The sequence below is a fragment of the Candidatus Nitrosacidococcus sp. I8 genome, from assembly GCF_945836005.1.
In the GTDB taxonomy this organism is placed as follows: domain Bacteria; phylum Pseudomonadota; class Gammaproteobacteria; order Nitrosococcales; family Nitrosococcaceae; genus Nitrosacidococcus.
This window is the reverse complement of record NZ_OX241534.1, coordinates 991,442-1,013,461: the sequence shown is the minus strand read 5'-3', so window position 1 is coordinate 1,013,461 and position 22,020 is coordinate 991,442. Positions and strand designations below refer to the sequence as shown.

16 protein-coding genes are annotated in these 22,020 nt (G+C 36.4%); 9 read left to right on the top strand and 7 right to left on the bottom strand.

All coding sequences use genetic code 11. The annotated features are described in order from the left end of the window. The first annotated feature begins 75 nt into the window (after nucleotides 1-75). Nucleotides 76-2,133 (top strand): S8 family peptidase, encoded by a 2,058-nt coding sequence (locus OOL07_RS05035; protein WP_264695417.1) that lies wholly within the window; start codon nucleotides 76-78, stop codon nucleotides 2,131-2,133. Between the two features lie 20 nt (nucleotides 2,134-2,153). On the opposite strand, the gene OOL07_RS05030 is transcribed toward OOL07_RS05035, so the two are convergent. The 3 genes from OOL07_RS05030 to OOL07_RS05020 all read right to left on the bottom strand — a co-directional run bounded on the left by OOL07_RS05030 (nucleotide 2,154) and on the right by OOL07_RS05020 (nucleotide 5,531). After that, on the bottom strand, nucleotides 2,154-3,494 hold the full coding sequence (locus OOL07_RS05030) for an FAD-binding oxidoreductase (RefSeq protein ID WP_264695416.1): 1,341 nt from the start codon (nucleotides 3,492-3,494) through the stop codon (nucleotides 2,154-2,156). Between the two features lie 30 nt (nucleotides 3,495-3,524). Further along, nucleotides 3,525-4,367: an MBL fold metallo-hydrolase gene (locus OOL07_RS05025; RefSeq protein ID WP_264695415.1), complete on the bottom strand. Its 843-nt coding sequence runs from the start codon at nucleotides 4,365-4,367 to the stop codon at nucleotides 3,525-3,527. A gap of 300 nt (nucleotides 4,368-4,667) precedes the next feature. Next, nucleotides 4,668-5,531: an MBL fold metallo-hydrolase gene (locus OOL07_RS05020; protein ID WP_264695413.1), complete on the bottom strand. Its 864-nt coding sequence runs from the start codon at nucleotides 5,529-5,531 to the stop codon at nucleotides 4,668-4,670. A 286-nt stretch (nucleotides 5,532-5,817) separates the two neighbouring features. Here OOL07_RS05020 and OOL07_RS05015 point away from each other — a divergent pair, with 286 nt between their 5' ends. Further along, nucleotides 5,818-6,444, top strand: coding sequence for a TIGR00645 family protein (locus OOL07_RS05015; protein ID WP_264695412.1), 627 nt, complete (start codon nucleotides 5,818-5,820; stop codon nucleotides 6,442-6,444). 75 nt (nucleotides 6,445-6,519) lie between these two features. Here the strand turns inward: OOL07_RS05015 and tal are convergent, their stop codons facing one another. Together tal and OOL07_RS05005 are read right to left on the bottom strand one after the other, a co-directional pair. Then, nucleotides 6,520-7,611: a transaldolase gene (tal, locus tag OOL07_RS05010; protein WP_264695411.1), complete on the bottom strand. Its 1,092-nt coding sequence runs from the start codon at nucleotides 7,609-7,611 to the stop codon at nucleotides 6,520-6,522. Between the two features lie 174 nt (nucleotides 7,612-7,785). Then, nucleotides 7,786-8,049 (bottom strand): EF-hand domain-containing protein, encoded by a 264-nt coding sequence (locus OOL07_RS05005; protein WP_264695410.1) that lies wholly within the window; start codon nucleotides 8,047-8,049, stop codon nucleotides 7,786-7,788. Nucleotides 8,050-8,248: 199 nt separating this feature from the next. On the opposite strand from OOL07_RS05005, the gene OOL07_RS05000 reads away from it, so the two are divergent. Genes OOL07_RS05000 through OOL07_RS04985 form a run of 4 tightly spaced genes read left to right on the top strand, consistent with a single transcriptional unit; the run spans nucleotide 8,249 to nucleotide 15,152 of the window. Further along, complete coding sequence (locus tag OOL07_RS05000; RefSeq protein ID WP_264695409.1) at nucleotides 8,249-10,924, top strand: PD-(D/E)XK nuclease family protein; 2,676 nt, start codon at nucleotides 8,249-8,251, stop codon at nucleotides 10,922-10,924. 3 nt (nucleotides 10,925-10,927) lie between these two features. Then, nucleotides 10,928-14,353, top strand: coding sequence for a UvrD-helicase domain-containing protein (locus tag OOL07_RS04995; RefSeq protein WP_264695408.1), 3,426 nt, complete (start codon nucleotides 10,928-10,930; stop codon nucleotides 14,351-14,353). 11 nt (nucleotides 14,354-14,364) lie between these two features. Beyond that, nucleotides 14,365-14,568 (top strand): hypothetical protein, encoded by a 204-nt coding sequence (locus OOL07_RS04990; protein WP_264695407.1) that lies wholly within the window; start codon nucleotides 14,365-14,367, stop codon nucleotides 14,566-14,568. Between the two features lie 8 nt (nucleotides 14,569-14,576). Beyond that, nucleotides 14,577-15,152 (top strand): thioredoxin family protein, encoded by a 576-nt coding sequence (locus tag OOL07_RS04985; RefSeq protein WP_264695406.1) that lies wholly within the window; start codon nucleotides 14,577-14,579, stop codon nucleotides 15,150-15,152. 61 nt (nucleotides 15,153-15,213) lie between these two features. Here OOL07_RS04985 and pyk read toward each other — a convergent pair whose 3' ends face one another. Then, a complete protein-coding gene (gene pyk, locus OOL07_RS04980) occupies nucleotides 15,214-16,659 on the bottom strand; it encodes a pyruvate kinase (protein ID WP_264695405.1) in 1,446 nt (481 codons plus the stop codon). Nucleotides 16,660-16,807: 148 nt separating this feature from the next. Continuing rightward, entirely contained in the window at nucleotides 16,808-18,046 is a 1,239-nt protein-coding gene (gene fabB, locus OOL07_RS04975) for a beta-ketoacyl-ACP synthase I (protein ID WP_264695404.1), read from the bottom strand. 490 nt (nucleotides 18,047-18,536) lie between these two features. Between fabB and OOL07_RS04970 the strand changes: the two genes are divergently transcribed. The 3 genes from OOL07_RS04970 to OOL07_RS04960 all read left to right on the top strand — a co-directional run bounded on the left by OOL07_RS04970 (nucleotide 18,537) and on the right by OOL07_RS04960 (nucleotide 22,009). Continuing rightward, entirely contained in the window at nucleotides 18,537-19,361 is an 825-nt protein-coding gene (locus tag OOL07_RS04970) for a hypothetical protein (protein WP_264695403.1), read from the top strand. A 591-nt stretch (nucleotides 19,362-19,952) separates the two neighbouring features. Beyond that, entirely contained in the window at nucleotides 19,953-20,765 is an 813-nt protein-coding gene (locus tag OOL07_RS04965; RefSeq protein ID WP_264695402.1) for a DUF4114 domain-containing protein, read from the top strand. A gap of 188 nt (nucleotides 20,766-20,953) precedes the next feature. Beyond that, nucleotides 20,954-22,009: an NAD(P)-dependent alcohol dehydrogenase gene (locus OOL07_RS04960; protein WP_264695401.1), complete on the top strand. Its 1,056-nt coding sequence runs from the start codon at nucleotides 20,954-20,956 to the stop codon at nucleotides 22,007-22,009. Nucleotides 22,010-22,020: the final 11 nt, after the last annotated feature.

Genomic DNA, 22,020 nt, shown 5'->3' with positions numbered 1-22,020 from the left:
GATTTTATATTAGAAGTAGCTGTTAGCAATTTATTAAAAATATATCTTATCTCAGTTAAGACGGGTATTTATATTATGTGGTTAGGATTATTAATCGGTATCGTATTGAATTTATTTAGTTTAATTGTCTATGCTGATTCCTTACCTAGTCAGGAGATCCAACCATCTTTAAATTCCAAAGTAGCACCGATGATTCAAGACCTGCTCATAAAAGAGGGAGGTATTCAAAACTTAAATACGCCGAAACCTTCATTAATAACAAAACAATCTGTTACTTCACAGTCGGAAAAAGAAAATAATCCTCAATTATTAAATCCTACCTTATCTCCTACTACTATAGTAGATGGCATTGCCGTCCGCTTTAAAGATCAAAAAATTCAAGATCTAGCAGAAGATAATTTACCTCCTCCTGATGAAATTACCAATGAATTAGAAGCTATTTTTGGGGAAAAGTTAGTTTTTTATCAAGCAATGGGTAATAAAACCCATATATTTCACTTTCAGACCTCTAAATCTGGAGCAGAAGTAGCAGATCTGATTGAAAACGCAAGAACACTCCCTAGTATTGATCAACTTGAAGCCGATATCCGGGTAAAAATGCAGTTCATTCCCAATGATCCTCTATTTGACCCCTACCAATGGAGCATGAAAGGACAAGCCCAAGGATATATCGGTGGGATTAATGCAACGGGTGCTTGGGATACAACTCAAGGAGACTCTAGTACGATTGTCGCAGTGGTAGATACGGGCATAAATCCTCACCCAGAGTTTGCCGATCGGTTATTACCTGGCTATGATTTTACGGTCACTCCCTATGTGCCAGGCGGATCCGATCCTGGAGATTGGACCACCGCCAATGAATGTGGTGACAATCAACCTGCAGAGCCTAGTTCTTGGCATGGGACTCATGTCACTGGAATTATTGCCGCTGAAGGTAATAACGATATAGGGATGGCTGGTGTAAATTGGAATACTAAAATTTTACCTGTTCGTACCCTCGGAAAATGTGGCGGATCTCTGACTGATGTAGTAAATGGGGTTTTATGGGCTGCAGGCCTGCCTGTTTCTGGTGTGCCAACTAACCCTAATCCCGCTCAGGTTATTAACTTAAGTTTAGCAGGAGATGGAGCCTGCCCTTCTCTTTATCAAGAGGCAATTAGCCTTGCGCTTGGACAGGGGGCGCAGATAGTTGTTGCTGCTGGTAATGATCAAAAGGATATCAGTCAGGCATTTCCAGGGAACTGTAATGGAGTACTCACCACGGTTGCAACTAATTTTAGTGGAGATGCTACCTCTTATACTAATCTTAATTTAAACAACCCTAATATTATGGGTATTATTACTGCCCCGGGAGGAGAAACAAATGGAATCATTTCAACTACCAGTACAGGTGCCACTACCCCTGAAGGATTTGGTTATGATCAGCAAATAGGTACCAGTGAATCAGCGCCCCATGTGGTTGGCATTGCCTCTTTAATGCTAGGCATCAATCCAGAACTCTCTGGAATAGAGTTAAACTCTTTATTGCCTGCAACAAGCCGTGATTTCCCTGCAGGCAGTGTATGTGCTCAGTACAATAATTTGTGTGGATCAGGGATTGCCGATGCAGAAAATGCGGTTCAAGCAGCCACTACTTTTAAAAAGTATACCCTGATTTACGAGTTTTATAACTCAAGCTCTAATGATTATCTTTTAGCGACTTCAAAGGCACAGATGGCTGCAATGAATCGAGGAGAAGCTGGTCCAAATTGGCAACTGACGGGGAATTTATTTTATGCTTGGTCTGGAGCGACCAATGGGGCACAGCCTGTATGTCAATTTTATAATCAAGGGGCAAATTCTTATTTTTATACTGTAAATTCGAGTGATTGTAGTTATTTACAATCCATTAATCCTACTAATGCGGTTGCCGATGATCTATGGACCTATGAAGGAATTTCTTTTTATGCGCTTGCTCCTATCAATGGAGCTTGTCCTAGTAGTTCCGATCCTATTTATCAGGCTTATAATAACCAAGCTGCAGCTAGTAATCCAAATCATCGCTTTGCTACCTCTATTGAAGAATATAATAGTATGATTACTCAAGGCTGGCTTGGCGAGGGAATCACTATGTGTGTTGCTGCAGTAGCTTAGGTTAAATATAAATCCTTTATTTATTTATTCTCAACTGCTTTTTCAAACAAGGTAAGAGTTAAAGAATTAGGATCATATTTCTCTTTTAAGGCTTGGTAAGCAGTACCATTATAAAGATGATTAAAGCGCCTTTTATCAATAAAGGTTGAAGAATAGAGCATTTTCCTACCACTTAGACGAAAGCATTCATTGTCCATAATCTTAGTGTAGTAATAGTCTACATCTTCTTTTGGTTTTTCTGTAAGGCAATAACTTCCTAAATTAAAGTAAGTTCTTCTTGCACGAACAGGGTAAAGCGTAGAAGATTTAGGAGAAATAATAGGGAGTGCTACCCAAGGTTTATCATTTAGATCAACATAATTTAGAGCAAATTTAACTAAAGTAGCGGCCTTATCCCAAGGCACCTCCCAATCTTGAATTAATTGCTCTTTAGTATTACCAACAGAAGGTAGGAAACTCAAAATTCTCCTTTTCCATGTGCTATAACGATTATAAACCCCAGAGTTTCTTAAAGACTTAGGGGCATATTTCCTGAATATTTGAGAAATACCAACTTCTGGAATATTCCAAAACCAATCAGGATCATAGCGAAAAATATACTGCTCTGTAGGTAAAAACATTTCTGATTTTTCTCGAGCTACTTTGTAGTAAATATCTTGATAGATATCATCTAAATAAGGAACTTCATCCACAAAATAAGTCTCAGTAAGATAAAATTCGCTTTTATTGTAAAAAAGGCCTTCAATGAAATCAGATCGCCTTTGTCTTACTGCTTTTTTCATTGCCCATAGATAAGATCTAACCCAAGTAAAGCGAGTGTGATTAATTTTTACATGAGGTTTAGCAGGGATAAGTTCTATTTTTGCTTTTAAAATATAACCTAAAGTGCCGTAAGAATTAGGTAATCCATGAAATAAATCTGAATATTCATTATCTGCGGTACAAGTTACCACTGTGCCATTAGGTAGTAATACATCTGCTTCAACTAATCCATCATGAACAAAGCCATAACGATAAGAGCTAGATTCAATGCCAACACCTACAATTGCTCCTCCCACAGTAATATGCTTTAGCTCTGGGGTAACCGTAGGTAAAAATCCTTGAGGAAGAATCTCTGCAACAATTTGCCCATAAGTAGTTAATCCCTCTACCTCAAGAGTAAGATTTTCCTTATTAATTGTAAGCACATGGTTAAATTCTTTGAGTGGAAGCTTAGTAGCTCTTTTAAGTTTTTGCCCTTGATAGCGGAAAAGATTAGAGGTGGTCCCTTTCTCTATACGAATATTTTTTTTCGTTTGGCTGCTATTAATATGCTGTTTTAACTGCTCTAAACGCTGCTGGTAAGTAAATGCTTGTGCCATAGGATTGCCTCTAGTACTTTTGATACCCTATTAGAATTGGTTTAATGGAATTTTAAGATAAGTAATATTGTTACTTTCTGGTAGTGGAAGCTCTCCAGCAGAAATATTAACTTGTAGTGCGGGTAATATTTGGCTTGGATTAGGTAAATTTTGCTCTTTTGCTTTTCTTTTTTCTACAAATTCTATTTCACTAATCCCTTGCCTGGCAATAGGATTATGATATTTTTGGTCAGCCACAGTAGATTCCCAACAAAGGTTGCGACTATTCGGCGGGTAATCATGGCAGGAAAATAATCGTATTTCATTAGGGAGCTGGTAAATTTTCTGGATAGATTGATATAGGATATGTGCATCTCCTCCAAAAAGATCTGTACGACCAGTACCGTAGTCTGGCATGAGTAAAGTATCCCCTACAAATGCAATACCCTCTTCTATTAGATAATAGGTCATACAAGCAGGGGTATGTCCTGGAGTATGAATGGCTTTAGCTTTTAAACTACCAATTTGAAATAGTTCTCCATCGGTAAAAAGATGATCAAACTGGGAGCCATCAGTTCTAAAGTTTATACCTAGATGATAGATTTGGCTTAAATAAGTACTTATTCCTGTTTTGCCGCCAAGTTGTTTTTTTAGATAGTTACTTGCACTAAGATGATCACCATGGAGATGAGTTTCTAAAATCCATAATAAGGTTAAATTTTCTTTGTGGATATATTCAATGATTGAGTCTGCCGCTTCAGTGCTAGTTCTTGCAAAGGCAAAATCATAATTGAGCACTGGGTCAATGACTGCGCACTGTTTATTTTCTCCATAAACGATATAAGAGATCGTATTCGTTTTTGGATCAATAAATGATTGGATATAAGCACTCATAAATAAATTAAATCGCTTATCTAGACAAGATTAACTTTATTTAATCTTAATATATTAAGTAATTAAATTATACTTTCTTCTATTAAAAATTTTTAGCTGTTAAGTGCGTAGATTCTAGCTTTAATATTTAGCTAGAGAAAATATCTAAGAACAAAGGTTAGACTGCCCAAATTGAGCTTTATTTAACTTAAATAAGATAAGTAGAGATGATTTTAGTAAAGAAAAGGTAGATGAAATAAATCCCCCTTTAGGAGGGTTATTTCATCTTAAATTTTAATGAAAGACTATCTTTTAAAATTTTTAGAATTGATTTAGCGGAATTTTTAAATAGCTAATATTATTCCCTTCAGGAGAAGGAAGTTCCCCTGCACGAATATTCACCTGCAATGCAGGTAAAATTAATCGTGGCATTGTAAGACTTTCATCCTTTGCTTTTCTTTTTGTTACAAACTCTGCTTCACTAATCCCTTGCTTTACAATAGGATTGCGGGATTTTTGATCAGCTACCGTAGATTCCCAGCGAATCTCACGTCCATCGGGTGGGTAGTCATGACAAGTGAATAGTCGAGTTTCATTCGGTAATTGGTAGATTTTCTGAATAGAATGGTACATGGCATGAGCATCGCCGCCAGGAAAATCTGCACGCGCTGTGCCATAATCTGGCATGAGTAAAGTATCCCCTACAAATGCAATACCCTCTTCTATTAAATAATAGGTCATACAAGCAAGCGTATGTCCTGGAGTATGAATGGCTTTAGCTTTTAAACTACCAATTTGAAATAGTTCTCCATCAGTAAAAATATGATCAAATTGAGAGCCATCCGTTTTAAAATCAGTGGCTAAATTATATAATTGTTTAAAGTGTTGTTGGATTTGAGCAATATAAGAGCCTATCCCTGTTTTTCCACCAAGTTTCTTTTTAATATACCCTCCTGAGCTTAAGTGATCAGCATGGGGATGAGTCTCTAAAATCCATGCGACCGTTAAATTTTTTCTACGGATACATTCAATCATTTGATCAGCCATTTCCGTACTTATCTTTCCTGCCGCAGGATCGTAGTTTAATACTGGATCAATTAAGGCACATTGTTTATCTTCTCCATAAACGACATAGGAAACTGTAGAAGTTTTTGGATCAAAAAACCCATGAATATTAGCGCTCATAAATTTAGCAATCTCCATCGAATTTTAATAATTATTGAGCTAGGAATATATAAAATTTTTATAAGTTTATAAAAATAAATTATAACTAATAATTAATTAAAATCTATCCTGTAAGATGCTGAAGTATGATTAAGGGTTAACAGATTTTAAATTGATGTTAGATAGAAGAGAAATATATATTAGATTTTTTAGAGAATCTAGAGTAAGAAAGATCAATAGTATCTGATGAGAAAAATATCTATACGTAGGATTGTTAAAAGTAGTGTTTTTTAAGATCAGAGAATTTATGAATGATATTTATGAAACGCTTAAAAGGTATGATGTGAAAAATATAAAAGAAAGATTTATTGAAAATAGGGTCTTTGCCAGTCTTACCCCTCTAAGTAAATATTTTGGAAAATATAGAGTAAGAAATATAGAAAACTTACTTGAAACCATGATTTTTGCTAGTCGCTGGCTGCTGACTCCTTTTTATGTTGGGCTGGTGATTGGTATTTTGCTCTTATTGGTGAAATTTACTCAAGAATTGATTCATGTAGTTTGGCATATTTTTTCATTTTCTGAAAACGAGATTATTTTAGGAATTCTTAGCTTAATTGATATTTCTTTAATCGCTAATTTATTACTGATTATTATTTTCATTGGTTATGAGAGTTTTGTTTCTAAAATTCAACATATGCAAACCCACATTGATCGGCCTGAATGGATGGGGCAGGTGGATTTTTCCGGTATGAAGATTAAGCTCATTGGATCTATTGTGGCTATTTCTGCTATTGAGCTACTTAAGATTTTTATTGATGTAAAAGCGTATAGTAATACGGAGCTTGGTTGGAAGGTAGGCATTCATGGAATGCTTGTAGTATCTGGATTGATGTTTGCTTTAATGGATAGAATTTCAGTCAAACACAAATAATGATTTTGAAATAATAATTAAGAGAAGCTAGAGGAATTACCCCTAGCTTCTTTGTTTTATTTCCTTATAACCTTTTTATACACCACATTTTTTCAATGAAGTTAATATCTCTTCATAAGCTTCAATAAATTTTTGTACACCCTCTCTTTCTAGTTGCTCGGTGATGTCCTTAAAGTTAATTCCCAGCCTTGCAATATCTGCAGCAGTTTTCTCGGCATCATTCATTCCTTGTTCTACTGTATTTGCTGCTACTCCATGATCAGCAAAAGCTGCCATAGTATTTTCAGGCATGGTATTTACTGTATGAGGACCGATGAGAGGATCCACATAAATTACATCAGAATAGTTTGGGTTTTTAGTACTCGTACTTGCCCAGAGTAATCTTTGGAATTGAGCACCTTTAGTTTCTACTGCTTTCCATCGATCGTTATTAATAATTTCCTTAAAAACCTTATAGGCAAGTTTGGCATTGGCGATCGCCATTTTACCTTGTAGTGCTTTAGCCTCTGGGGTATTTTTGCAATTTAAATGCTCATCTATCAGTACATCAATTCGGCTAACAAAAAAACTAGCCACTGAAGCAATTTCCTTAATAGATTTTCCTTCCTTCACTCGTCTTTCCAGTGCCCTTAAAGAAGCGTAGGCAACTTCCTCATAGCGTTCTACAGAAAATAGTAAAGTTACATTAACATTGATTCCCTCATAGAGTAAGGTTTCAATAGCAGGAACTCCTTCCTTTGTTCCTGGAATTTTAATCATCAAGTTAGGGCGGCTGACCTCATTCCATAAGCGTCTGGCAGCAGTTAATGATTTTTCTGTATCATGAGCTAGATGAGGAGAGACCTCAAGGCTTACATAACCATCTAATTTATCTGATTTATCATACACAGGGCGAAGTACATCACAGGCATCTCGAATATCAGTTACCATCAGTGCTTCACATACTTCAGCAGGGGTTTTATTTTCTGCACATAATGTTTTAATTTGTGGGTTGTAATCGCTGCTTCCAGTGATAGCTTTATCAAAAATAGAAGGATTTGAGGTAACTCCCCGTAACCCTTCAGCCTCTACCCGACGTTTTAAACTTCCATTGTGAATCATCCCTCGGGTAAGATTATCCATCCAGCAACTTTGCCCAAATTCAAACAGCTTTAAAAAAGAGCTCATCATTATTCTCCTTGTTGTACGTCTGAATAATTAATAATAAGAATTTGGTAAGGGTAATAATTTATAACACCCTTACCAGGGTAAATAAGTATTTTTAATATAGCTTAAAAAAAGAAAAAATACTTCTTAAAAATAAGAAGGATTAGATAGTAGGGAAGTTTTGTTTTTTAAAGGTTAATTTTTTATAAAACCTTTAATAGATTCTTTTATTTTCTTAGTTTCAAAATCACCGAATTCACTTTGATCTATTGCATCGTTCTGATCTTGATCTACCGAATCAAAACTTTTATTTAGAGAATCCCATTTCTTTGCCTCTTCTCTGTTAATCAGATTATCTCCATTTTTATCTAGCTCTGAAAAGGTAGGTTGGCGATTCCCCCAAGATTGCTCATGTTGAAAATCAGATCTAGGTGCAACAGATTCAGCTGAATAACTCATTTGCGGCAATAGCCATGATAGAGTAAATAAAAATATAAATATAAATATTGTTCTATATGTAAATAGATTTATCATGACTGACCTCCCATAAATATTTGAATATGCTTTAGATAAAGCTAAGGGTTATTACCTCTTAATTAACTAATTGTGTGCATTATATTTTTTATTGTAACATCCATTTAAAATACTCAAAAAAGCCATGAATCAGATTACCTATCTTTCTCAGCTTTTTTTTGCTTTAGAATCAGGTGCAACCCTTATTACTGTAAATAATCGACTTGCTCGAGAGTTTAATCATCGTTATGGAAAAACACAGGAAGAAAAAGGAAATTGTGTTTGGGAAACACCTCAGATTATGCCTTGGTTTTCTTGGCTTCAATCCTACTACAATCAAGCAGCATTACTAGAACCAACCTCTATTCTGCTTAATCACTTACAAGAACAAAGCCTATGGGAACAAGTTATTAAGGAATCTAAATATCACCAAGAATTACTTCAAGTTTCAGCCACTGCTAAAGTGGCACAATCTGCATGGCAGCTTTGGCATGGATGGCGATTATCCATCAATCCTTTATCCTATTACGATACGGAGGAGAGTAAAGCTTTTCAAGAATGGTCGGTATTATTTAAATGCTATTGTGAAAAAAATAATTGGTTAGATTCAGCAATACTGCCAGATAAGCTAATAAATCTATTGACTGCTGATAAAATAGTGCTACCTAAGCAAATGATTTTTTCAGGGTTTGATGAATATCCCCCCCAGCAACAAGCAGTTTTTACTGCTTTACAAAATCATGGGGTAACAATCAGTGAGTTTAATAGTAAGGCTGAAGATAATACAGTACAAACAACACGTCTTCTTTCAACAATAGATTCCATTGAAGAGTTGACCTTAGCTGCTAGCTGGGCAAAAAAACAGCTAGAAGATAACCCAACTAAACAAGTTGGAATTATTATTCCTGAACTAAATACCTTGCGATCTGAAGTAGTTAGAATTTTTGATCAAGTACTTCACCCAAAATCCACCCTTTTTTTATGGGAAAAACCTAGTAGTGATCGAGCTTACAATATCTCTCTAGCTCCTATCTTAACTGATTATTCTCTCATCCAGGCAGCACTACTTATCCTTAAGTTAGCAAGTGATAAAAGACTACCAGTAGCAGAAATGACAAAATTGCTTTTTTCTCCATTTCTTGCAGGAGCAGAGCAAGAATATTCTAATCGAGCTTTATTAGATACTCAGCTACGAAAAAATCGGGAAACAGATATAAATTTGGATCAAGTCCTCGAATTAAGCCACTCTCGATCTCCTCTATTATCTAAAAAACTAAGTAGTTTTAAACTTGCAATAGAAAAACAACCCTTTGAACAATCTCCAAGCCAATGGGTACACACTTTTATTCAGTGGCTTAGATCTTTTGGCTGGTTAGAAGAGCAGCCCTTAAATAGTGAGGAATATCAATTATTAAATTCATGGCATGAAGCTCTAGAATCTTTCGTTAGCTTAGAGCTTATTTATAAGAGTATGAGTTTAAAGAAGAGTATTAACGTACTCAGAAATTTACTTTCGGAAAAATCATTTCAACCTAAAACAGATCGAAATGTACCTATTCAAATTCTAGGAGTTTTGGAGGCTGTAGAAACTCATTTTGATGCTTGTTGGATCTTAGGGCTTCACGATAAGGCATGGCCACAAGCACCTAATCCTAATCCGCTGATCCCCATTGCGTTACAGCGAGATAAAAAATTACCTCATAGCTCTGCAAGAAGAGAGCTGGAATTTACCCGCAGAATTATCAATCGTTTGTTGCAAATTGCCCCTGAAGTCATTGTAAGTTACCCTCAACAGCATGAAGATCAAGTACTAAGACCTAGTCTCTTAATTACTCATCTACCAAAAACCTCCAAAATAGACTTAAATCTAGATTCACCTATTAATTATATTGATCAGGCTTGGCTAGATAGACCGAATTTAATCCAATATTCCGATAAGAATGTTCCTCTAATTCAATCTTCAATAAAAGGGGGTGCAAATTTATTAAAATCCCAAGCTCTATGCCCATTTCAATCTTTTGCTACCTATCGTTTACATGCTCAACCTATTGAAAATCCTTGTTCTGGACTCTCTCCTATGGAGCAAGGAAATCTTATTCATAGGGTACTACATATTTTTTGGCAGGATACCCGAGATCATACCACTCTTATAGGCTATACAGAAAAAGAGTTACAAAATAAGGTAGCTCTAGCAGTAAGAGAAGCTATTGAGCAGCAGAAGAAGACTGCACAGATATTTACCGAAAAATTTAGCTATGTGGAGCAAGAACGTTTAATGCAGCTTACCCTTACATGGCTAGAAAAAGATAAAGCACGCGCTCCATTTAGAGTAGTAGAACTTGAAGGAGAGGAAAAATTTCATTTTAACGGCTTAGATTTTAATATCCGAGTGGATCGGGTGGATGAATTGGAAAATGGCCTATTTGCAATTGTAGACTATAAAACAGGTGAATCTAAAGTAAAACACTGGTTTGGAGATCGTCCAGAAGAACCCCAGATTCCCTTATATGCCCTTGCCCATAAAGAATCTATTGGTGCACTTTTATTTGCTCAAATTCGTCCTAACGAAATGGAATATTTAGGTGCTATCGCAGAAAAAGAGGTGATTTCAGATTTTAAAGAAGTTAAATATTTTTTTGAGCTTAAAGAAGTAAGAGAAAGTAGCTTAGAAACTTGGGAGGAATTATTAACCTATTGGCAGCAAAACTTAGAAACGCTTACCGATAAGATAAAACAAGGCGACAGTAGGGTAGAACCAAAAAATCAGGATACTTGTCGCTATTGTTTCCTATCTAGTTTTTGCCGTATCAAAAGGAAATAATTCATGATAGCTCAAAATATTTCAGATAGTAAGATTCGCAAGCAAGCCTTAGATTCTAGCCGATCTTTTATTGTTCAAGCTCCCGCAGGTTCTGGAAAAACAGAATTGCTTACCCAACGGTATTTAAACTTACTAGCCAAAGTAAATTCTCCTGAAGAAATTGTTGCTATTACCTTTACTCGTAAAGCAGCAGCAGAAATGCAAGCTCGAATCATTGAAGCACTGATGATGGTAGAGGATAATCAACCTACCATAGAGCCTAAAAAAACTACATGGGCGTTAGCAAAAGCGGTACTTGGTCATGATCAAAAGCAAGGCTGGGATTTGCTCCAATATCCTAATCGGCTTCGAATTCAAACCATTGATTCTCTTTGTGCAGGACTCACACAGCAGATGCCTTGGCTGTCTCGTTTTGGTACTCAACCTAAAATTACAGATAGGGCAAAATCCCTTTACCAACAAGCGGCTCATCATACCTTAATGCTTCTCGAACATGGAAATGATCAACAATCGGCTAAAATCGTACGCTTCTTACATCACTTAAATAATCGCTGGAATAACATTGAAGAGCTATTGGTAGAGATGCTTAAGCATAGAGATCAATGGCTACGGCATTTTACAGCTACAGGTGAGCAGCTTAATAGGGATACTTTAGAAAAAACATTGCAAGCAATTATCTCAAAAGCCTTGCTCCAAGTTAATTCTTATTTTTCAAAAGAAATTCTTACTAAACTGTTAGAATCGGCTCATTTTGCAAGTTGCTATATTGAGAGGCAAGACTCTCCGATTCGATCTTTTCAAAATTTTACTCCGCCTTTAAAAACAAATACCGTCTCTTTAACCCATTGGCAGGGGATTGTAGAGCTGTTGCTTATCGAGAAAGGAGAGTGGCGTAAGGATAAAGGAATTAATAAAAAGATTGGTTTTCCGCCAGAATATAAAGATGAAAAAGCAGCTTTTATCAATCTCCTTAATGAAATCCAATCGTTAAAAGAAAGTGAGGCATTACGGGATCAATTACACCAACTACGAAGTTTACCCACTAGCCATTATGAAGATGATCAATGGGAAATCATTCAAGTACTCTCAGAGATCCTGTTACTTGCTGTTGCTCAACTTCAACTGGTATTCCAACTTCAAGGATCAGTAGATTTTACTGAAGTTTCTCAAAGAGCCTCTCAAGCTTTAGAGGAAACTAATGAAGTTCCTACTGATCTCGCCTTAATTTTAGATCATAAAATTAGCCATTTACTAGTGGATGAATTTCAAGATACTAGCTTAAGCCAGTATCTTTTGCTAAAAAAACTCACCTATGGCTGGGAACGAGAAGATGGACGCACTCTGTTTATTGTAGGAGATCCCATGCAATCTATTTATTCGTTTAGAGAAGCAAACGTAGGTCTTTTTTTGTATTCTTGGCATCATGGTCTAGGAGATATTGCTCTAACGCCTTTAAAACTAGAAATAAATTTCCGATCCCAGCAAGCAATTGTAGATTGGGTTAATCTAGGATTTTCTCAAATTTTTCCAAAGCAAGAAAATATTTCACTAGGTGGCGTTCCTTATAGTTTTTCTAAACTATTTCATTCGCTTAATCAACAGCAAACTACCGGAGTACACGTTCACCCTTTCTTTGAAAATAACAGAAAAAAAGAAGCGATTAAGGTTATTGAGCTGATACAACAAACAAAAGAACAAAACCCTAGAGGCATCATTGCACTTTTAGTTCGTAGCCGATCTCATTTAATAGAAATTATCCCTTATCTAAAAAATGAAAATTTATCTTTCCAAGCGCTAGAGATTGATTTACTCAAAGATGAGGAAGTAGTGCAAGATTTACTTGCTTTGACTAAAGCACTATTCCACCCTGCAGATCGGATTAGCTGGTTTTCCATACTACGAGCACCTTGGTGTGGCTTAACTTTACATGATCTATATCAGCTAGCAGATTTAGAATCAGAAAAAACAATTTGGGAATGTATTCAGCAGAATAAGCACACACTAAGTCAAGAAGGGAAACAGCAGCTGGTTAAAATAGAGCGGGTATTTACTGCTGCTTTTAAGCTAAGACGGCACCGTTCTCCAAGACAACTAGTGGAAAGTACATGGCTTGCCTTAGGCGGTCCTGCCTGCATAACAGAGGAACCTCAACTGGAGTCGGCAAAAATCTATTTAGATTTCTTAGAAACCTATAGCCAAGATGGCAATATCTTTGATTTCCAAGCGTTGGAAGATAATATCCAAGAACTCTATGCCCCCCCGGATAGTAGTGGCGAGCTACAAATCATGACGATTCATAAAGCTAAAGGGTTAGAATTTGATACCGTAATTATCCCAGGGCTTGGTTATGCTGGAAAAGTAAGTAGCCCTAAACTACTTATGTGGGCAGAGTATTCAAATAGCGATACCCATGAACGCATAGAGAACAGTCAATTGCTTTTAGCACCTATTAAAGAAACTGGAGGGGAATATCACTCTATCTATCAATATCTTAATAAAATTAGCAAAGAAAAAGAGGATTTAGAAAAACAACGACTACTTTATGTAGCTGCTACTAGAGCGAAACAAACCCTCCATTTATTAGGGCATATAAATTATGATCCAGAAAAAGGAGAGATTAAAGATCCTCAAGCAGGATCGTTGCTTTCTACTCTATGGCCACTCGTTAAAGAAAAGTTTGAAGCAAAAATAGCTGAAATCAAAAACGATACGCTAATAAGTATTACAGAAGAGGAGAGGAAAAATACAGTAGATTCCCATTTATATAAATTAGATTCTCGCTGGCAACAGCCTAGCTTACCTGATGATATTTATATTAGCTACAAAAATGAGATAGAATTTACCGATAGCAATTCAGAGAATCCAATTTTCGATTGGGCTGGAAATTGGGCACGTTATATCGGTATTGTAGTCCACCGTTACTTACAAATCATTGCACAGGATGGCATTGAATATTGGAATTTACAAAAAATAGCCCAGTTAGAACCCAATTTTAGGCAAACTCTACTCAAGCAAGGATTGGTAGATCAAAAACAGCTTGATGATTCTTTACAGAAAATCCAAAATATATTTACTCGGATTTTTGAAGACAATTCAAAAGGAAAATGGATTTTATCATCTAGACACCAACAAGCCCATAATGAATACCCTTTAAGTGGTACTGTAGATCAGGATCCAACTCGGATTGTCATTGATCGAACTTTTGTTGATGAAAACGGTTATCGTTGGATTATTGACTATAAAACCAGTACCCACGATGGGGGAAATCTAGATGAATTTTTAGATCATGAACAAGAACGCTATCGTTCACAACTAGAGCACTATGCTAGTCTTATGACAATGAGAGATCCTGATCGGCAAATATATTTAGGACTATATTATCCTGCACTTTCTGGCTGGAGACAGTGGCGTTGGCAAAACAATAAATAGTTAGAGATAAAATGAAAAAATACGGTATATATATTACATTACCTTCAAATAGCACTATGCGTGCTGCCCACCTATTGGGAGAGAATTGGGATTCCTATCATTGGTACCATACTATAGAGGATAGGGATAAGGCCTTTGAGGAGATGAGATTTCATCTTCCTTATTATCAAAACCGGGATAATCCTAATTTGATAATAAAAAAAGTAGAACAATAGGAGAAATTATGGTTCGCACTGAATCTACAATGCTTGCACTAGGTACGAAAGCACCTGATTTTAAATTATTAGAGCCTAAAACAGGGAGTTTAGTTTCCCTTGCAGATTTTAAAGATCATGCCGCTTTATTGGTGATTTTTATGTGTAATCACTGCCCTTATGTAAAGCATATTGGCAAAGAGCTTGGATTATTTATTCATAATTATCGAGCAAAGGGGTTAGCTACGGTAGGGATTAATGCCAATGACGTGGAAAACTACCCAGATGATAGCCCTGAGAAAATGGTAGATGAAATAAAAATACAAGGCTATAGTTTTCCTTACTTATATGATGAATCTCAAAAAGTAGCTCAAGCCTATAAGGCTGCGTGTACCCCAGATTTTTTCTTGTTTGATAAGAATCGTAAATTGGTTTATCGAGGTCAATTTGATGATAGTCGCCCCGGAAATAGTGTCTCTGTAACCGGTAAAGATCTGAAAATAGCAGTAGAGACAACTTTAAAAGGGGAAAGCCTAATAGGTGAGCAGCTACCTAGTGTAGGGTGTAACATCAAATGGAAACCGGGGAATGCACCCAGCTATTAAGTTATTTTTGTAATGAGAAAATACAAAGTAGCTATACTCAAGCTACTTTGTATCGCATCCATTAACCTAAAACATGAAGCTTAATTAAATAAGATGTTTGCATTCCTGCTTTTTCTTGTCTTGCCACTACGACTACTGAATCACCGGGCTGAATGATTCCCTTTTCTTTTAATTGCTCAAAAGTGGGGGGAATTAAATGGTCTAATTCTTTTTCTTCAGGAATTGCAATCATCGAGTGACCTCGATAAAGCATTAATCTCCGCAATAATTGCTCTTCGCCTACCACTCCATATACTGGGGTACGGCTTCGAACTGCTGCTAAAGATTGGATGGTTTTACCTGTGGCTGAAAAGGCAAGAATACAACGAGCATCCGTATTATAAGCCAAATTCACTACAGAAGCGGCTACCTTATCACGGGTGGTTTGTTGTTCATAAATAGGGATTTCTCTTTTTGTACTATGGAGCTCTTTTTCTGCTTCTCGCACAATCCGATCCATCTCTTGTACCGCATAAACAGGATAAGATCCTGCTGCTGTTTCTCCAGAAAGCATTACCGCATCCGAGCCGCTCATTACCGCATCATGGACATCAGTGACTTCAGCTCGAGTAGGCTTGTTATTATAAGTCATACTCTCTAACATTTGAGTGGCAGTAATGACTGGAATACCAGCTGCATTGACTTGCTGAATCATTTTCTTTTGAATGCCAGGGATTTTCTCTCGAGGAAGCATCACGCCTAAATCACCACGAGCAATTAGAATCCCATCCACCACTTTTAAAATTTTATCTAAATTTCCTAACCCTTCTCGATCTTCAATTTTTGCCACAATGAACGCATCCTGCTTCCCCCATGCTGCTAATCGTTTACGCATTTCCACGATTTCCACATCGGATCGGACAAAAGACATAGCTACCATATCTACATTAAGGCTGACTCCGAATTGGGCATCGGCATTATCCTTTTCATCTATCAATGGAAAATCTAAATGAGTATCAGGAAAAACTACTCCCTTTCTACTTTTAAGATCTCCACCAAGGCTTACTTGGCAGGTAATATCTTCCCCATCTATGCTCAGTACTTTAAGCTCAATGGCACCATCATCTAAATAAATAGATTCTCCGATAGAAACTTGCCTAGCAATCCTCTCATAATCAATACCAATACGTTGATCTGAGACGATTTCTCCATGACCTAAACAAATGGTTTGCCCTTTTCTAAGAGGGATAGATTCTTGATTTTGCACATGACCTGCTCGAATTTTATGACCTTGGAGATCTTGTAGAATTGCTACAGGCCTTCCTAAATTTTGAGATACTTTTCGAATAATTTCTGCCGTTTTTTGATGATCTTCATAGGTGCCATGGGAAAAATTGAGCCGAGCCACATTCATACCAGAGAGAACCATTTTCTCAATGATTGATTCTGAATAACTGGCTGGGCCCAAGGTGCATATAATACGGCAAGAGCGGAAATCTTTTTCAAAGCTAAACAGGGAAGAACTCATTGCTTACCTCTACATAAATTAGAAAAATACTAAAAGTATTAAACCAGCTTTTTAGTCATTTTGCACAATGAGAAAAATTTAGAAAAATAGCTAAAATAAAAAAGCCACCTAATTTAGGTGGCTTTTTATAATTAGAAAAAGCTAAAAATTAGCCTTGATATTTTTGTAACACGATACAGGCATTAGTACCCCCAAAACCAAAACTATTAGACATGGCTGTATTTATTGGCTTGTTATCAACCCTAATTTTTGCAATAGGAAGCGAAAGAGCTGCTGGATCCACATCTTGAATGTTGGCTGAAGCAGAGATAAAGCTATGTTCCATCATAAGTAAAGAATAAATCACTTCATGAACCCCTGTAGCACCTAGGCTATGACCAGTTAAAGATTTAGTAGAACTTAAGGTAGGGATTTGTTCATTACGTTTTTCAAATACTGCTTTAATCGCTTCGAGCTCCTTAGTATCACCTACGGGAGTACTGGTACCATGGGTATTAATATAATCAAGAGGGCGATCTACTGTAGCTAAAGCCTGCTCCATGCACCGAACTGCACCTTCTCCAGAAGGGGCAACCATATCATAACCATCGGAAGTTGCACCATAACCTACCACTTCTGCATAAATTTTTGCACCACGGGCAAGGGCATGATCTAAAGACTCAAGAATCACAACACCACCACCGCCTGCAATTACAAATCCATCTCGATTTATATCATAAGGACGAGAGGCAGTTTCAGGGCGATCATTATATTTGGAGGAAAGAGCACCCATGGCATCAAACATTTGAGTAAGAGTCCAATCTAATTCTTCACCCCCTCCTGCAAAAACTACATCTTGCTTGCCAAATTGAATTTGCTCGACTCCATTACCAATACAATGGGCACTGGTAGAACAAGCAGAGCTAATCGTGTAGTTAACTCCTTTAATTTTAAAAGCAGTAGCTAGACAAGCTGAGTTTGTGCTACTCATAGCTCTTGGCACTATATAAGGTCCCACCCTACGTATTCCTTTTTCCCGTAAAGTATCTGCAGAGGAGACTACATTTCTAGTAGAGGGTCCTCCAGAACCCATAATAATTCCAGTACGAGCATCTGAAATAATTTCTGGAGCAAGTTCTGCATCAGAAATTGCCTGTTCCATAGCAAGATAGTTATATGCGGCACCATCTCCCATAAAGCGTAGAATTTTACGGTCAATAAAATTACTGACATCAATTTTTAATGATCCATGAACATGGCTACGCAAGCCAAGATCAGCATAAGTTTGACAGAACTCAATACCTGATCGACCTTCTTTTAGCGATTCTAAGACTTCCCCTTTGTTGTTACCAATACTAGAGATAATACCTAACCCAGTAATTACAACACGCTTTACATTACTTTCCATGTTATCCCAGCCATATTTAGTTTTGATTATTTAAGTACCCCAAAAACCTCATAAATATTAATTAGGGATATTATAAAAAGATATAAAAAATACGCCAATTTTTCTGCTTAAAAATAGCTTATTTAAAAGAAGTTTTTTAAATATACGCTGCATTTCTTGCAAATTTAGAGCAATAATTATTTCATTAATTATAGATTTTATTATTAATAAATTCAAATAGTTAAAAATATAGTGATAATAAATAGGATAAAAATATACCAATTTTTTCCATATTTATTAATTTATTTAGATATTTATCTAAATAGGATGGACAACAATAAAAAAAATATTATTTAATATAATAAATATACTAAATAGTGATATGAAAAATTAAACATGAACGCTTAGATAGCTTGGTATAGATATTGCTTCTCCATAAGGTAGAAGGGTACTTAATTTAAAAAATTAAGTTTACTTAAGTAAGGAAACACACAATGGAGCATCATATCTTATGCGCAGTTACAAAAAATCACTTTTTTTAAGCACCGCTGGATTAGTAGCAGCTACCCTATTAAATAGCCAAGCTTTTGCTACCCCTACTATTCAGGGGAGCGATTTACAAAATAGACTAAATTCAATTACCCAAGGCAATAGTCCAAACATTAACGTAAATACAGATCAAATTAACCAAACGGGTAATTGGGCAGTAGGTGCCAGTACTGGTAGTGAAACCACTTTTATGTTTGAAAACGTAAGTGGATATACATTTGGTATTTACGACCCTAATGACATAAATAATACCCTAGTTTTATTTGATGGTAGTTCAACGAAAAATGATACTACCTCGCTAAATTATGCAGTAGGTGGAAATTTTACTGCAACCTACTTAGATAGTACAAATCATTTAAGAAATCCTGCCCAAGCAGATGCAACCTTTAGTCAAGGAAATCTGTTTGGTTACTACTTAACTAATAACACGACTGGAGATACCTATTATTCCCTTGCTTCCCTAAATGATCAAGGTATGGATCATATGGCAGCAATAAAAGGTAATGGGCAAACTCGCTTTTGTGCTGACTTTACTATTACCTGCAATCCTCAAGACACAGCAGTATTTGGTGCTGGTGAGTTTATTTTAGCTTGGGATGGTCAAGCTGCGGGTCAAAATAACAATTTTGCCTATAATGACTTTGTTGTCATGGTAGAGTCGGTAGATCCTAGCAGTCCTACTGTACCAGAACCTCATGTTTTAGGATTATTTGGTTTAGGCTTACTCTTAATGAGCTTTGCTCCAAAGCTTAATTCACATAGAGAGTTAAGCTTTATCGCTGCATAGGTTTAGTTCTAATATTCTAAACTCCAAAATACCTCCCTACCCGATAGGGGGGTATCTTTTAGAGAATTTTTGTTGCGGAGATTTTAAGCTAACCCTTACTAAGTAGAGCATACATTCAGAAACTAATATTATGACAAATAATGTCAGTATAAATAAAATATTTTTTATATAGATTATAGTTGTTTGATTATTATCAAATATATGTAATATATAATATATTACTGAATATAGATATGAAGCAAATAGGCTTTTAGCTGAAATTAATTCTTTATAATGAATAAGTTTGACAAAAAAAGTCATAATATGTACTAATTTTTACCTATCCTCCAGTTCATAATTCCTATATTGCAAGATAGCAGCCTTTCTTTAATAGATAACTATATAAATTTATTAAATATTTTTTAACACTAGCTAAATCATATAAGATTGGCATGATTTTTGCTCCTTATCCTAGGTAAATATTTACCTAACTTTCCCTAAGTTAGATGTTTTTAACCACGAAAGGAGCATTTAATGATGCATAATTATAAAAAATAGATTTTTTCTAGTATAACAGGCCTAGCAGCCACTACTTTACTTGCTAGCCAAGCCATGGCAGGTGCCGTAGTTGCACCAGCAAGTTGCCCATCAGGGCAAATGGGATCACCTGTATGTATTTCAACGACTAGTAGTAATGGAGCTGGTAAAGACTTACAAAGCCAGATAAATAACATCACAACTTCAGGTCCAAACATTAATGTCTACACTGATCAAACTAACCCGAGTGATTATTGGTCTATCGGGGCAACCGGTGTTAGTGAAAACTCTTTAATGTTTGAAATTGCAGCGAATGCAGGTATAAACTCTTTTGGGATTTACGATCCTAATAATCCAAAGACTCGTTTGCAGTTATTTTCAGGAACTGCAGGAGCTGGTTATACAACGAGCTTAAGCAATCCATCAGATGGAAATTATGTAGCTCAATATTCTAACGCTAATGGGAATTTTATTAGCGAGCAAACTGCACATTTTAGTACTTCTAATCTTTTTGGTTATTATTTAACCAACGGAGCAGATACTTTCTACTCTGACCCAACCTTAAATGGAACCAGTAGCCTCTATCCAGAGGGCAATCCTAATATGGTTGCAATACAAGGCAATGGTGAGACTCAATTACAAATTGGTACTCGATCCCCTGCTACATTTCTTTTAAATGAATTTATTCTAGCTTGGGAGGATACTGCTCTTGCCTCATCTAATCACGACTATAACGACTTTGTCGTAATGGTAGAATCTGTACACCCTAATGCTAATACTAGTGTGCCAGAACCTGCTATTTTAGGATTATTTGGTTTAGGCTTACTTTTAATGAGTGTTGCTCCAAAGCTCAATCCACGTAGAGAATTAAGCTCTATTGCTGCATAACTTTAGTTCTCATCTCTAGTATATAATACATAACTAGATACATCATTTATTCCAAACTCCAGAATACCTCCCTAAACACCATAGGGGGGTATTTTTTTATGCAGGGTTTTTACCAATACAAATTTTAGTAAAGTGGCACTATACTGAAGGAATGATATATAGATTCTTTCAGACGATAGGAGAAATAAATGCCTCAGATTGCCGCTTATGCTGCTCAAAGATCAGATCAACCTTTAGTTCCTCATACTATTGAACGCCGCATCCCTAATGCTCATGATATAGCCATCGATATTCGCTATTGTGGTGTGTGCCATTCAGACTTACATACGGCACGCAATGAATGGAGAGATACGCTTTATCCTTGCGTACCTGGCCATGAAATTATTGGCACTGTGGTATCAATAGGCAAAAGTGTTACCAAGTTTAAAGTAGGGGACACGGTAGGGGTGGGTTGTATGGTAGGCAGCTGTGGACATTGTCATTCCTGCCAAGCTGGGGAAGAAAATTATTGCGAACAGGGCTTTACTTTAACCTATAACAGTAAAGATTCTAACCATAGCCATACTTTTGGCGGCTATTCCACCCACATTGTAGTTAATGAACAATTTGTACTATCTATTGCCCATCAAAATAATTTAGCAGCAATTGCCCCCTTATTATGTGCGGGCATTACCATGTATTCCCCGTTACGTCATTGGCATGTTGATTCTACTAAAAAGGTAGGCATTGTAGGATTAGGCGGATTGGGGCATATGGGAGTAAAACTTGCCCATGCGATGGGTGCTCATGTAGTGCTATTTACTACTTCTCCTAATAAAGCATCCGAGGCTAGAAATCTAGGTGCCGATGAAGTGGTGATTTCTAAAGATCCAAAACAGATGAACAGTCACGCTGCTAGTTTGAATTTTATTATTAATACGGTAGCAGTACCTCATGATCTTGATCCTTACCTTAGTCTTTTGAAAAAAAACGGGACTCTATGTTTAGTGGGTGTTCCCCCTGAACCTCATCCTATGCCTCATACTTTCAGCCTTATCTCTAAACGCAGGGCGATTGCTGGATCTTTGATTGGAGGGGTTAAAGAAACCCAAGAAATGCTTGATTTTTGTGCAAAGCATAATATTGTGAGCGATATTGAGACAATCCCAATGAAAGATATTAATGTAGCCTACGAGCGAATGCTCAAAAGTGATGTGAAATACCGCTTTGTGATTGACATGCAAACTCTTAGGGATGAAAAATAGCTTAGTTTTCT

What these genes read in the sequence shown, in the direction of transcription:
- OOL07_RS05005 (WP_264695410.1), bottom strand. Translation starts at nt 8,049, where the DNA reads ATGAGTTATTCAGCTGAATCTGTTGCACCTAGATCTGATTTTCAACAT.
- OOL07_RS04990 (WP_264695407.1), top strand. Translation starts at nt 14,365, where the DNA reads ATGAAAAAATACGGTATATATATTACATTACCTTCAAATAGCACTATG.
- fabB (WP_264695404.1), bottom strand. Translation starts at nt 18,046, where the DNA reads ATGGAAAGTAATGTAAAGCGTGTTGTAATTACTGGGTTAGGTATTATC.
- OOL07_RS05030 (WP_264695416.1), bottom strand. Translation starts at nt 3,494, where the DNA reads ATGGCACAAGCATTTACTTACCAGCAGCGTTTAGAGCAGTTAAAACAG.
- tal (WP_264695411.1), bottom strand. Translation starts at nt 7,611, where the DNA reads ATGAGCTCTTTTTTAAAGCTGTTTGAATTTGGGCAAAGTTGCTGGATG.
- OOL07_RS05035 (WP_264695417.1), top strand. Translation starts at nt 76, where the DNA reads ATGTGGTTAGGATTATTAATCGGTATCGTATTGAATTTATTTAGTTTA.
- OOL07_RS05020 (WP_264695413.1), bottom strand. Translation starts at nt 5,531, where the DNA reads ATGAGCGCTAATATTCATGGGTTTTTTGATCCAAAAACTTCTACAGTT.
- pyk (WP_264695405.1), bottom strand. Translation starts at nt 16,659, where the DNA reads ATGAGTTCTTCCCTGTTTAGCTTTGAAAAAGATTTCCGCTCTTGCCGT.
- OOL07_RS04985 (WP_264695406.1), top strand. Translation starts at nt 14,577, where the DNA reads ATGGTTCGCACTGAATCTACAATGCTTGCACTAGGTACGAAAGCACCT.
- OOL07_RS04995 (WP_264695408.1), top strand. Translation starts at nt 10,928, where the DNA reads ATGATAGCTCAAAATATTTCAGATAGTAAGATTCGCAAGCAAGCCTTA.
- OOL07_RS04965 (WP_264695402.1), top strand. Translation starts at nt 19,953, where the DNA reads ATGGCAGGTGCCGTAGTTGCACCAGCAAGTTGCCCATCAGGGCAAATG.
- OOL07_RS05025 (WP_264695415.1), bottom strand. Translation starts at nt 4,367, where the DNA reads ATGAGTGCTTATATCCAATCATTTATTGATCCAAAAACGAATACGATC.
- OOL07_RS04960 (WP_264695401.1), top strand. Translation starts at nt 20,954, where the DNA reads ATGCCTCAGATTGCCGCTTATGCTGCTCAAAGATCAGATCAACCTTTA.
- OOL07_RS05015 (WP_264695412.1), top strand. Translation starts at nt 5,818, where the DNA reads ATGAATGATATTTATGAAACGCTTAAAAGGTATGATGTGAAAAATATA.
- OOL07_RS04970 (WP_264695403.1), top strand. Translation starts at nt 18,537, where the DNA reads ATGCGCAGTTACAAAAAATCACTTTTTTTAAGCACCGCTGGATTAGTA.
- OOL07_RS05000 (WP_264695409.1), top strand. Translation starts at nt 8,249, where the DNA reads ATGAATCAGATTACCTATCTTTCTCAGCTTTTTTTTGCTTTAGAATCA.